The sequence below is a fragment of the Gelidibacter gilvus genome (assembly GCF_004115975.1).
Lineage (GTDB): Bacteria > Bacteroidota > Bacteroidia > Flavobacteriales > Flavobacteriaceae > Gelidibacter > Gelidibacter gilvus.
In genome coordinates this window covers 772,744-786,008 of sequence record NZ_SDDZ01000001.1, presented here as the reverse complement: position 1 = coordinate 786,008, position 13,265 = coordinate 772,744, and the positions used below count along the sequence as shown (strand labels likewise).

Below are 13,265 nucleotides of genomic sequence, written 5' to 3'. Positions count from 1 at the left end.
TTCATGCTGAAAGAAAATAGAAATACAATCACCATTTTAGGGGAAGAAATTCCATTGGGCGCCTCACGGGAAATCAATTTTAATATTGCTAAACTCCATACCGCCACAAAGATCGAGATTCCCATAATCATTGAACGCTCCAAAACACCGGGGCCGACTATTTTGTTTTCTGCAGGCATTCATGGCGATGAAATTAATGGGGTTGATATTGTCAGGCAATTGATTGCAAGACGTATCAACCGCCCAAAACGAGGCACGATAATTTGCATGCCCATTTTGAATATTTTTGGATTTTTAAGTAGCAAACGCGCCTTTCCAGATGGTCGCGACTTGAATAGGGTGTTTCCAGGTTCTTCCAATGGTTCATTGGCAAGCAGGGTAGCACACCGGCTGATGCATGAAATTATTCCGGATGTCGATTTGATCATCGATTTCCATACGGGCGGTGCCAGCCGATTTAATGCTGCACAGATAAGAATCGTCAGAAACCAACCAGAGCTGAATGATTTAGCGCGTATTTTTGGCGCGCCATTCGTCTTATATTCCAACCATATTGGCAAGTCTTTTAGAAATGCCTGTTTTCAATTAGGGAAACCGATTTTACTTTATGAAGGTGGAAAATCATTCTTTGTAGATGACAACATCTCGAAAGTTGGTGTGGAAGGCGTCAAACGCATCTTGGCACATTATGACATGTTGCATCATCGGATTAAAGCAAATCCCCCAAAGTTGCCGACGGTGTTTATAGAAGAAAGCAAATGGATCAGGGCCAAACAATCTGGGATGTTCAAATCGATAGTCAAGGTAAACACAAAAGTTAAGGTGGATGATGTTTTAGGACAAATCACGGATCCCTACGGCAAAGTCTACCATGAAGTTAAAACGACACTAGATGGCTATGTGATTAATGTGAACGAAGCTTCATTGGTCTATCAAGGTGATGCACTTTTTCATATAACGAAGGTGGTAAGCGACTAATGACATGGCAATGAATAAATCAGAATTAAGACGGATTTACAAACAAAAGCGCAAGGAATTTTCTTCAGAAAACATTGAAACGAAGAGTTTGGCTATTTCTAACCAATTGCTGCAACTTCCAATTTGGAATCTTTCTTTTTATCATATTTTTCTGAGCATCACTGAGCATAAAGAAATCAACACGGATTATATTCTCAATATTTTATCGGGGAAAGATAAAAATAGTGTGATTTCAAAGACCCATTTTGAAAGTTTGAAAATGATTCATTATCTCTTATTGGACACTACCGTGATCAAAAAAAACTCCTGGAACATTCCGGAACCGGTTGATGGTATTGAGATTGATTCCGCTAAAATAGATGTGGTTTTTGTGCCGCTGTTAGCTTTTGACAAACAAGGCCATCGGGTGGGCTACGGGAAAGGTTTCTATGATAAGTTTCTTTCGGAATGCAGACCTGAAACTCTTAAAATAGGGCTGTCACTTTTTGAAGCCGAAGAAAAAATTGAAGATGTTTCTGAGAGTGATGTGGCTTTAGATTATTGCGTCACGCCACAAACCATTTATTCTTTTTCTACATAAACAGCCTCAGCAATTTCTTCTTCATCTTGATGAAAGGCCTTTTTATTGAAGACGATCAACATGCCAATTCCAGAGCTTATTGCCATATCTGCCACATTGAACACCGGTTCAAAGAAGGTAAAATAATCACCACCATAAAACGGAATCCACTCTGGTAGAACACCTTTCCAAATTGGAAAATGAAGCATATCTACCACCATCCCATGAAATAAGGTATCATAACCCGTTTCTGGCAGAAATGTCGCCACTTGGCTATAACTGTCGTCGAATATGATGCCATAAAAAACAGAATCAATGATATTACCCAAGGCGCCGGCGAAAATTAAGGCGATGGCCACAATAAGAATATGAGGCCCTTTTTTCTTTACCGAAGTGACCAACCAATAGCCAATTCCAATCACCGCAACAATACGAAAAATTGTTAATGCCAATTTTGCGGTGCGATCTGAAATCCCAGCGATAAAATCACTCAGCTTTGTACCCCAAGCCATCCCATCATTTTCTACAAATAAGATATGAAACCAGTCAAACACTTCAATTCTATGGTGTAGAGCAAAGTGGGTTTTAATGTAAAATTTACTGACTTGATCAATCACTAGGATGATGATGATCAATAAGGTCGCTTTTTTTAGGGACATAACATTTCCCACGAAAGTGAGACTCTTTTTTAATGACGATTACAGTTCGGCTATCTTATGATTCTAATGGCAGCCGTCTCATTCTAAATAAAGTGCAAAAATAGCATTTTTATTGAAAAACCTGCTTTTATGATATAACGTATCAAACAAAAAAACACCTCTATTTTAGAAGTGTTTTTTGTTTAAAAGCAATGCAAATGTCTTTTCACGAGAACCGCTAGGCTGAATCTCTGATTTCCCATTTTCATGGGAATGTTACTGTTGCATGTTTTTAGCTTCAATACTTAAAGTAGCATGAGGCACCAATTTTAAGCGCTCCTTACCAATCAACTTACCAGTTACGCGACACACACCAAAGGTTTTGTTCTCTATGCGTATCAAAGCGTTTTTAAGGTCTCGAATAAATTTCTCTTGACGAATGGCCAACTGTGAGTTAGCTTCCTTACTCATGGTTTCACTACCTTCTTCAAAAGCCTTAAAAGTAGGCGATGTATCATCCGTACCATTATTAAGGTCGTTCATGTACGCACTTTTGATAAGGTCTAAATCACGAATTGCCTTCTGTATCTTTTCTTGAATCAATACTTTAAATTCTGCTAAATCTTTATCAGAATATCTAACGTTTGCATCTACATTCATAATTTTAAATTTTTTTAATAAACAACTTGGTATTTACATCATCAAAAGCAATTTCTATACCATTATCTAAGTGTTCCAGAATTTCCAACTTTTCGGTTAAGGTTTCGGTTTTTATGTAATCTAAGTTTTTGTTTATTGCGTTAATAATATGTTCATCTTTCTGGAAGTGTACTACAATCCTGTCAGTAAGCTCATAACCCGAATCCTTTCTTAAATTTTGAATACGGTTTACCAACTCTCTTGCAATCCCTTCTTTTCTTAATTCATCTGTAATTGTCACATCTAGGGCAACTGTCAATGGACCAGAACTTGCAACAAGCCAGCCCTCAATATCTTGTGAGGTAATTTCTACATCTGAAAGTTCCAATTTAATACTTTTTCCATTAACTTCCATATCTAAACTACCGTTTTGTTCGATTTCTTTGATATTCTTGGCGTCAAAACCTCCAATCGCCTGAGCCACTGCCTTCATGTCCTGTCCAAAACGAGGTCCAAGCACCTTAAAGTTAGGTTTTATCTGTTTGACCAAAATATCAGAAGCATCTTCCAAAACCTCAATTTCCTTGACGTTAACCTCAGATTTTATTAAATCTGCCACCGCTAAAATCTCTTGCTTCTGTGCTTCACTTGAAATAGGAATCATGATTTTTTGCAGGGGCTGACGTACTTTGATCTTTTCTTTAGCTCTTAAAGACAATACTAAAGAAGAGATGTTTTGTGCAGCTTCCATTTTACGCTCCAATTCCTTATCAACAAGCGCCTCATCATAAACGGGGAAATCTGATAAATGCACACTTTCAAAAGTTTCCTTTTGAGTGACCGCATTTAAATCGAGATATAGTCGATCCATATAAAACGGTGCAATTGGTGCGCCAAGTTTTGCAATGGTCACCAAACAGGTGTACAAGGTTTGGTAGGCCGATACTTTATCTTGTTGATAATCGCCTTTCCAGAAACGTCTTCTGCTCAATCGCACATACCAATTACTTAAATGATCTTGTGTGAAATCTGAAATGGCACGAGCAGCCCTTGTCGGTTCATAATCTGCATAATACTCATCAACCTTTTGAATCAAGGTATGTAGCTCAGATAAAATCCAACGATCAATCTCGGGGCGATCTTCCAAAGGGATTTCAGCTTCAGAATAATTGAAATTATCGAGATTAGTATACAGTGTAAAGAAGGAATAGGTATTGTAAAGTGTTCCAAAGAACTTGCGTTTTACCTCTTCAATGCCTTCCAAGTCAAATTTTAAATTATCCCACGGATTGGCGTTAGAAATCATATACCAACGTGTGGCATCGGCTCCGTAATCATCCAAGGTGGTAAAAGGATCTACAGCATTTCCTAAACGTTTGGACATTTTCTGTCCGTTTTTGTCCAATACCAATCCGTTAGAAACCACATTTTTATAGGCCACCGAATCAAATACCATGGTGGCAATAGCATGCAAAGTATAAAACCAGCCACGGGTTTGGTCAACGCCTTCTGCGATGAAATCGGCAGGAAAAGCTTTTTTATCATCGATAAGATCGGCATTTTCAAAAGGATAATGCCATTGTGCATACGGCATAGCGCCAGAATCAAACCAAACATCAATCAAGTCCGCTTCACGCTGCATTGGTTTTCCTGTCGGCGAGACTAAAACGATGTCATCAACGATGTTTTTATGTAAATCTATTTTTGCGTAGTTCTCTTCCGATTGGTTTCCAACCTCGAACTCTTCAAAAATGTCTTTTGCCAAAACGCCTGCTGATACAGCCTTTTGCATCTCAGCCTTCAATTCGGCAACCGATCCAATACAGATTTCCTCCTTACCATCTTCGGTTCTCCAAATTGGCAATGGAATACCCCAATAACGTGAACGAGATAAATTCCAATCGTTCGCATTGGCCAACCAATTCCCAAAACGCCCCGTTCCGGTAGATTTTGGTTTCCAATTGATGGTTTCATTCAGTTCAAACATTCTGTCCTTGACATCAGTTACTTTAATGAACCAGGAATCTAATGGGTAATACAGAATTGGTTTGTCGGTACGCCAGCAATTTGGGTAACTGTGTTTATATTTTTCGACCTTAAAAGCCTTGTTTTCATTTTTTAATTTAAGTGCCAAGCGCTCATCAACACTCAAATACTCTTTAAGATTGGAAATCACAGATTGCAAACTCACTTTCTGTTTTTCGTATTCAGAAACTAGTTCGCCATCTTCTAAATATTCCGATTTCACATATTCGCCAGCAAAACCATAAAGTTCATCTTTGACTTCTTTTCTAAATCGCCCTTGTAAATCTACAAGTGGCACCAGATTTCCGTTTTCATCTTTTACCAACATTGGTGGGATTTCCGGAACGGCCTGTTTGGCAACCAAGGCATCATCCGCACCAAAAGTTGGTGCTGTATGGACAATTCCTGTACCATCTTCAGTAGTTACGAAATCCCCAGCAATCACTCTAAAGGCATTTTCCGGATGGTCGTTTGGAAGTGCGTATGGTAATAACTGCTCGTAGGTAATTCCGACTAAATCTTTTCCTTTGAATTCCTTAACAATGAAATATGGGATTTTTTTGTCGCCTGAAGTATATTCCAACAACTCTGGTTTCGTTTCAACTCTTTTGAATTTCCCATCAAATTGATTGTTAACCAATGGCTTGGCAAGAATGACATTTAGCGGTTCAAACGTGTATTGATTATAGGTTTCAACCAAGACATAATCATTTTTTGGTCCAACGGTCAAGGCCGTATTACTTGGCAATGTCCATGGTGTGGTCGTCCAAGCCAAAAAGTAGATATCACCTTCATCTCGTAAAAAATCTGGAAGTGAATCGGCATTGGCTTTAAACTGCGCCACTGCTGTGGTATCCGTCACATCCTGATAAGTACCAGGTTGATTGAGCTCGTGACTGCTTAATCCTGTCCCTGCTTTTGGCGAATACGGCTGAATGGTATAGCCTTTGTATATAAGTTGCTTGTCATAGATTTGCTTGAGCAACCACCAAACGCTTTCCATATATTTTGGCTCATAAGTAATGTATGGATTATCCATATCTACCCAATAGCCCATTTTTTCAGTAAGCTCATTCCACGCATCTGTGTAACGCATGACTGCTTTACGACAGGCAGCGTTGTAATCTTTTATGGAAATGGTTTTGCCAATATCTTCTTTGGTAATTCCCAATTCTTTTTCCACACCCAATTCAATTGGCAAGCCGTGGGTATCCCATCCCGCTTTACGCTTTACCTGAAAGCCCTTCATGGTTTTATAACGTGGAAAAATATCTTTAATGGCGCGCGCCAAAACGTGGTGTACTCCAGGGAGTCCGTTTGCTGAAGGAGGCCCTTCAAAAAATACGAATGGTTTGCTACCCTCTCTTGTGGTAACGCTTTTATCAAAAATGCCGTTTTCTTTCCAATACTTGCCAATTTCCTCTGCAACGTTCGGTAAGTCAAGCCCTTTATATTCAGTGAATCTCATGATATCATTAATTCTAATCGAAGTGCGAAATTAATGATTTTTGAGAAATTAGAAGTCCTAAATGTCGGAAAAAGAAAACTGCGGGATTTGAGGCTGAAAAGTATCCTTTGAGGCTTTAGATTTGTTGGTAAAAAAGACTGAAAAAGGCAGGTTATTTAGATTTGTTGGTGGAAAACACCAACAAAGGCAGATTATTAACGCTCTTTATTGAAGTTTTTCTGGAAACGCTTTGCCTTTTCCAACAACAGCTTTTGGGTTTCGGCATTCGTTTTGGTTTCGGAAATAACTTTATACTTTTGAACATACATTTTATTGGATGCACCTCCAAGGTTGGTGTCTATGAACATTAAATCGCCATCTTTAAAATAATAAGTCTCAGAAATGGTTTTATCGGTCATTTCAACATTTTTTATTTTATACAGATGGTTGCTCTGTCCATCAAAATATACGGTATACTTGAATTTACCAATATCCTTAAAACCTTCCAAATCGGTCAAAGCACCTTCAATGGTTTCTTCTTTTAAATCGGAATTGGCATCAACGTGTGAAATATAAGTATCAATTTCTTTTGTGATATCTGCAATGGATTTGCTAGGTTTTGGTCCGCAGGAGGTGAATAAAACAATAGCAAATAGGATTTGAACGGCTTTGAATTTCATTTAGTGGTTGTTTAAGTATTTTTAGAAATTTGATATTATTCTTGATTGCGTTAAAAATGATGCATTGGAGTTTCTCGACTATGGTTTTAATTCCTCAAACCAAAAAACTCACCAAATCCTCAATTTTAGAAATCAATTGGATCTTGATTCCTGTGTTTTTAAGTGCGATTTTATTGTATTTGGATACAAAAATAGTTGAAAAACCTAGCTTTTCCGCCTCCAAAATCCGCTGCTCTACCCGTTGTACAGGACGGATCTCTCCAGAAAGTCCAACTTCAGCGGCAAAACAAAAATCTTTAGGAATGGCAACATCTTCATTTGATGATAATACCGACGCTACAACTGCCAAATCGATGGCAGGATCATCCACTGAAATTCCTCCAGTAATATTCAAGAAAACGTCTTTAGCGCCCAATCTAAATCCGGCACGTTTTTCTAACACTGCCAAAAGCATGTTTAAGCGTTTGGCATTAAAACCGGTCGCGGATCTTTGTGGCGTTCCATAAACGGCTGTACTGACCAACGCTTGCACTTCAATCATGAGCGGACGCATGCCTTCTAAAGTAGAGGCTACGGCATTTCCTGAAAGTTCTTCGTCCTTTTTGGAAATTAAAATTTCTGAAGGATTGGAAACTTCTCGAAGCCCAGATCCTTGCATCTCATAAATCCCCAGTTCATTGGTAGATCCGAAACGGTTTTTATGGGCTCTTAAAATCCGAAATACATGGTTGCGATCGCCTTCAAATTGGAGGACAGTATCCACCATATGCTCCAAAATTTTAGGACCGGCAATATTCCCATCCTTGGTAATATGTCCAATTAAAATGACTGGGGTTCCCGTTTCTTTTGCGAATTTTATAAGCTCCGTAGTGCATTCCTTTATTTGAGAAATACTCCCAGCAGACGATTCTATATATTCAGTATGTAGGGTTTGAATGGAATCTATAACCACAATATCTGGCTCAAGAGCTTCAATTTGCTTAAAGATATTTTGGGTCTTTGTTTCGGTCAGGATATAACAGTTAGCACTGCTAGGATTGATGCGTTCTGCCCGCATTTTAATTTGTTGCTGGCTTTCTTCACCAGAAACATACAGGGTTTTATAAGGCAGTTTCAATGAGATTTGAAGTAGAAGTGTACTCTTTCCAATCCCCGGCTCTCCTCCCAACAAAATCATTGATCCGGGAACAATGCCGCCGCCAAGAACGCGATTGAATTCCTCATCTTCAGTGTTCATTCGCGCTTCCTGGGTCACATCAATCTCAGTGATGCGCAAAGGTTTGGATGCGCGTTTTACGGCTGAGGAAGGGCTTTTCCAACTGGATTTTTCTTCCTTTTGGATGACCTCTTCAACAATGGTATTCCATTCTTTACAAGCCGTGCACTGACCCTGCCATTTAGAATATTGACTGCCACAATTTTGACAGAAAAAAGTTGTTTTTATTTTAGCCATCCTTTAAAGTTTGAGCTAAATTAAAACTATTTGCGGTATTAGTTCTTATTATAAATCCTAATTCAGGTTTTATTAGTCAATATCACTTTCCTTATCATCACCGGCTACGGCAAGGCCTTCTACTTTTAAAAGAATGAGATCTTTGTTGATATGTGGTGTGGACTCTAAATCTAGCGCAGATTCGTATAGCTTTTTAGCACGTTTAGTTTTGCCGATTCTTTCAGCATGGAGCGCCATATAATAGGTACCGTAAGACGTAGTTGGATCTTGTTTGTTGGCCAATTTCCCAATTTTTTCTAGAGATGCAACATCATCGCGTTGCTCAGCTGCTTTTACTATTTTCTCAAATTCATCTTCCGAAATAGGCTTGGAGATTCCAAACAAATCCTCAATTTTTTTATAACGCTTGCTGATGTAGGTATCCAATGTGCCCTCATAAGTAAGAATGTCCTCTTTAAATTCCCGATCACTGATGGGTTTATAAAGCTCAAATATCTTATCCAAAGCTTGGGATAAACCGCCAGTCACCAACGTATAGTGAGAGTGGCCTTCAAAATCATCGAAATAGTACTTCAAAGCCTTATTGTCAACTTGATTCAATTTTTGATTCGCTTCAAGAATGCCATTTCGAAGCGGTGCAACGTCATCACTACTGGTGACCATATAGTAAAAAACATCTTCTTTTAACCATTTCAATCTGTTGCTGATATTCTCATCCATATCCCCTTTAAAATCTGGACTTAAATTGACATAGGCCTTAAATATCGGATCATCTTTCAACAAGAACGCGTTCATAAAATTAGCCATGAGATCATGACCAACAGCCACTTTAAATTTACTGGTCTTATAATTACGATCAATGTGTGGGATCAATTCTGTACTGATGAAATCGTAAAATCGAGCACCAAACTCAATAGGTAATCCTGTCACTTCATCATGATAACTATCATAGAAGCGATCTTTTCCTTGTACGAGGCCCACCACAATGGATTCCGGCATTTTGTCAAAATAAGTTTGGAAAGCGACTTGTCCTACAACAGGTTCAAACAAGTAATCGCCATCAAAAACTATAATCACTGGGTACTTCAAATTGGATGAAGGATCGTAGTTATTTGGAAGTCGAATTTTTAAATCTCTAGTTGTATTTAATTTTCGGGACTGAAAGCTTTCATAAATTGTTTGTGCATTAATAGATATAGCGCACAGCATGATGAAGAGAAAAAGTAGGGCTTTTTTCATCGTAAGTAGGTTTAAGGTTTGGGATGGTAAATATATACAAATATAGTTGATCTGTATAAATTATTCGATGAAATGCACGAATGCGGCTAATTTTTATCTTTTATAGTGTAGATTTTGTCTAATAACATATCCTTGTCAATAAAATCAGAAGCATTTAAAAGCAGTCCTTGTTGATAGTTGTGCAAGGCCTTTTTAAGATTATTTTCATTTTCATAATACATTCCTGTATAATAGGCACTGATCATGGAATCTGGAAATTCCTTTCGCGCCAATCTCGACAAATCCCTCAAGGCATCACGATCATCTTTCTTCAGTGCAGCCGCCGCGACTGCTCTGATATCGTTCTCAACCACTTTCTTTTCAAATCCGTAAAAGAACTTGATGTCTGCATACTTCTTTTCGAGATATTTAAACGGCCCTTCTGGATAAGTCATCACAAGGTCTGCATATTCTTGTTTGTTGATAGGCTTGTATAGAGAAAATATTTCATTCAGGGCTTTTGGAATGCCCAAGCCCACCAGTGAATAATGGTCGGCGTCCTGAAAATCATCAAATCTATAATGCACTTTTGGATTATTAACAGCTCCCATTTGCGCATTATGCGAAACAATTTTTTCTTTTAAATCAACAATATCATTATCAGCTGTTGCTATATAGTAGAAGGTGTCGGTTTTAATGGTTGAAAGGCGCTCTTGAACCCTAACGGCCATTTCTGGTGCCAAGTCTGGACTTAACAAAATAAACGCCCTAAAAATTGGGAAGTCTTTAAACAAATAATAATTAATAAAATTCGCGCTCAAATCGTGTCCCGCCACAATTCTGAAATTTGAAACATTGTATTTGCTTTCTATGTATGGGATAAGTTCCATGCCTATAAACTCAAAAAAGGAAGCCCCTTCATGGGCAGGAAAATAGATTTCCTTGTCATAAAAAAGGTCCTTCTCACGACTGTTTCTTTGGTTGACACCAACCACAATTGCTTTGGGCATCTCTCCCCAATAAGCCTGATAATCGGCATTTCCGGCAAAAGGTTCAAACAAATAATCGCCATCCAAAACAATTATTAAAGGGTATTGTATTTTATCCTCAGGATCATAATTCCGAGGTAACTGAATCTTAAGTTCTCTCCTTTCGCCCAATTTTTCGGAATCAAAAGGTTGATAAATAACCTGGGCACCCATTGAGATGCTGATGAGAAACAATAGGACAAGGGTTATCTTTTGCATATAATTTGTGATTAATATTAGCTACGGCAAGGTAAAAAAATATTCGGATTGTTTCACCACGCCATTTTAATTGTTTAGTAAAGACTCAACCTTTCTTGATCGCCTTTTGCTTCGCATTATAGACCGGCAAAAACAAAAAAGAAAGACTCCCCAGCACAATAATCATAAGGGTTTGAGAGACCCACATGATCCACCCAAAGGCAATACTTGGATTTTCTGGAATATCAAAAATAGAAAAAGCTGCACCAATAGCCAGTGGATAGACAAAAATACCGCCATTAGTTGCGGCTATGGTAAAACTGCCTGCAATAAATGCGATTAGCAATGCACCAATGGAAACACCGCTTAAATCATCTACCGCTAAAGTGGTGATATAAAACATCAACACATACATGGTCCATATAAACAGGGTATGGAAAATGAAGAGCCACTTATGCTCCATCTTAAAAATACTCAAGATCCCTTCCAATAAACCACGGGCAAAATTTCGCACTTTTAAAGCTATTTTGGATTGGCTTTTCTTTAGATAGACAAAAACTAAGATCGAAAAAACAATCCCAATGGTTCCAAAAATAATGAGCTTCTTTGGCTGAAAAGCGGTCTGTAAAAGTTCATAAATAAAATCAAACTGGATTAAAAGCGTGATGGCAACAATGCTTAGGAGTATGATCATATCTGCCATCCGTTCTGCTATAATAGTGCCAAAAGCCTTCTGAAATGGGACGTCCTCATAATTTGTCAAAACTGCAGCCCTTAGCACTTCGCCAGATCTTGGGATACCGAAATTTGCCAAATAAGCAATAAAAACGGCCATGATGCTGTTGGGAAGCTTCACACTGTAGCCCATAGGCGTCAGTAAATATTTCCATCGGTACGCTCGAGATAAATTACTGAGCAAACCAAGAAGCATCCCTAAAACAATCCAACCATAATTTGCCGATTTGAAATACGGTATGATTTGATCAATAGGTAATTTTGAAAAGGTATACCAACCAAAAAAAACGGCCAATAAAACCGGGAGCCCGATCCTTAATGTTTTTTTGGTCTTGGCGTTCAATACTATTTGAGTAAGTTGGTAGCTTCATCAGGAAAAACCAATGAAGGCTTAAAGGTTCTGGCTTCTTCTAATTCCATAAACGCATAAGTAATTAAAATAAGGGTATCTCCAACCGCTACTTTTCTTGCAGCAGCGCCATTGAGGGTTATTTCACCGGAATTTCTCGGCCCAGGAATCACATAAGTGTCCAAGCGTTCGCCGTTGTCATTATTGACAATCTGTACTTTTTCGCCTTGAATAATATTGGCAGCATCCATTAAATCTTCGTCAATGGTTATGCTTCCTATATAATTAAGCTCAGCACCTGTACATTTGACACGGTGTATTTTCGATTTTACAACTTGTATTTGCATTTGGCAAAGGTAATTAATTAAGCGCTATATTATCTATAAGTCGGATATCTCCGGCATAAACAGCAATAAAAGCTCTATATGATTTAGTTTTAGTTTTTCTTTGGATGGTTTGTAAGCTTGCTTCATCAGCAATGGTGAAATATTCCAAGGTCAGCAAATCCTGTTCAGCAAACTGTTTTTCAACCCATTCCGCAACTTTCTTTGCACTTTCCGTGCCAAAACGATTTTTGGCAGTTTTTAGTGTTTTGTAGATAAAAGGTGCTGCTTCTCGCTGCGCTTTGGTTAAGCGTTCGTTTCTTGAACTCAAGGCCAAACCATCTTTATCTCTGAAAATTTCAACACCTACGACTTTAATAGGAAGATGATGTTTTTTTATTAACTCTTGAATAATCCGGAATTGCTGAAAATCCTTCTTGCCAAAGTAGGCCGTATCTGGTTGTACGATTTCAAACAAACGTTTTACAACGGTCCCCACGCCATCAAAATGGCCTTTTCTAAATTGGCCTTCCATTTGATCTTCCAAACCATTAAAATTAAAGTGTTCAGACGAAATACTATTTCCATAAATATCATCGGCCGCCGGAGCATAAACAATCACATCTTTTGAAAATATTTGCAATAGTTCTAAATCGCTTTCTATGGATCTCGGGTATTTTTCGAGGTCCGCGGTGTTGTCAAATTGTGTCGGATTAACAAAAATGCTCACCACCATTCGAGCGTTTTCCTCTAGTCCTTTTCTAATTAACGACAAATGTCCGTCATGCAAAGCACCCATTGTAGGCACAAAACCAATGGTTTGGTTTTCACGCCTCAGCCCATCTACAACCTGTCTTAAATCTTCCTTTTTATGGCAAATTATCATTATATAACAAAATATTAACAGCGTGCAAACTTAAGATTTTACTATCAATCTGCATAAAATTTTGTACTTTTGCGTGTTTTAAATTTTAATTTTTTTAAACTCCGTGATT

Annotated in this window: 12 protein-coding genes; 2 read left to right on the top strand and 10 right to left on the bottom strand. The window is 38.2% G+C overall.

From position 1 onward, the window contains the following. Positions 1–3 precede the first annotated feature (3 nt). On the top strand, positions 4–978 hold the full coding sequence (locus ESZ48_RS03355; RefSeq protein ID WP_129015879.1) for a succinylglutamate desuccinylase/aspartoacylase family protein: 975 nt from the start codon (positions 4–6) through the stop codon (positions 976–978). A 10-nt stretch (positions 979–988) separates the two neighbouring features. Next, positions 989–1,558: a 5-formyltetrahydrofolate cyclo-ligase gene (locus ESZ48_RS03350; RefSeq protein ID WP_129015878.1), complete on the top strand. Its 570-nt coding sequence runs from the start codon at positions 989–991 to the stop codon at positions 1,556–1,558. Here ESZ48_RS03350 and ESZ48_RS03345 read toward each other — a convergent pair. The 10 genes from ESZ48_RS03345 to panC all read right to left on the bottom strand — a co-directional run bounded on the left by ESZ48_RS03345 (position 1,540) and on the right by panC (position 13,156). Continuing rightward, positions 1,540–2,196 (bottom strand): lipoprotein signal peptidase, encoded by a 657-nt coding sequence (locus ESZ48_RS03345; protein WP_129015877.1) that lies wholly within the window; start codon positions 2,194–2,196, stop codon positions 1,540–1,542. The genes ESZ48_RS03350 and ESZ48_RS03345 overlap by 19 nt on opposite strands. Positions 2,197–2,451: 255 nt before the next feature. Further along, positions 2,452–2,835 carry a TraR/DksA family transcriptional regulator gene (locus ESZ48_RS03340; protein ID WP_129015876.1) on the bottom strand — a complete coding sequence of 128 codons (384 nt, stop codon included), beginning with the start codon at positions 2,833–2,835 and terminating at the stop codon, positions 2,452–2,454. Positions 2,836–2,839: 4 nt separating this feature from the next. Further along, complete coding sequence (gene ileS / locus ESZ48_RS03335) at positions 2,840–6,307, bottom strand: isoleucine--tRNA ligase (protein WP_129015875.1); 3,468 nt, start codon at positions 6,305–6,307, stop codon at positions 2,840–2,842. Between the two features lie 194 nt (positions 6,308–6,501). Next, positions 6,502–6,966: a hypothetical protein gene (locus tag ESZ48_RS03330; RefSeq protein ID WP_129015874.1), complete on the bottom strand. Its 465-nt coding sequence runs from the start codon at positions 6,964–6,966 to the stop codon at positions 6,502–6,504. 94 nt (positions 6,967–7,060) lie between these two features. After that, a complete protein-coding gene (radA, locus tag ESZ48_RS03325; protein WP_129015873.1) occupies positions 7,061–8,419 on the bottom strand; it encodes a DNA repair protein RadA in 1,359 nt (452 codons plus the stop codon). 72 nt (positions 8,420–8,491) lie between these two features. After that, positions 8,492–9,658, bottom strand: a complete 1,167-nt coding sequence (locus ESZ48_RS03320) for an alpha/beta hydrolase (RefSeq protein ID WP_129015872.1) — start codon at positions 9,656–9,658, stop codon at positions 8,492–8,494. An 86-nt stretch (positions 9,659–9,744) separates the two neighbouring features. Continuing rightward, positions 9,745–10,884 (bottom strand): alpha/beta hydrolase, encoded by a 1,140-nt coding sequence (locus ESZ48_RS03315; protein ID WP_129015871.1) that lies wholly within the window; start codon positions 10,882–10,884, stop codon positions 9,745–9,747. Positions 10,885–10,969: 85 nt separating this feature from the next. Next, positions 10,970–11,941 (bottom strand): lysylphosphatidylglycerol synthase transmembrane domain-containing protein, encoded by a 972-nt coding sequence (locus ESZ48_RS03310; protein ID WP_129015870.1) that lies wholly within the window; start codon positions 11,939–11,941, stop codon positions 10,970–10,972. Positions 11,942–11,943: 2 nt separating this feature from the next. Next, positions 11,944–12,294, bottom strand: coding sequence for an aspartate 1-decarboxylase (gene panD, locus ESZ48_RS03305; protein ID WP_129015869.1), 351 nt, complete (start codon positions 12,292–12,294; stop codon positions 11,944–11,946). A gap of 13 nt (positions 12,295–12,307) precedes the next feature. Beyond that, on the bottom strand, positions 12,308–13,156 hold the full coding sequence (gene panC, locus ESZ48_RS03300; protein WP_129015868.1) for a pantoate--beta-alanine ligase: 849 nt from the start codon (positions 13,154–13,156) through the stop codon (positions 12,308–12,310). Positions 13,157–13,265: the final 109 nt, after the last annotated feature.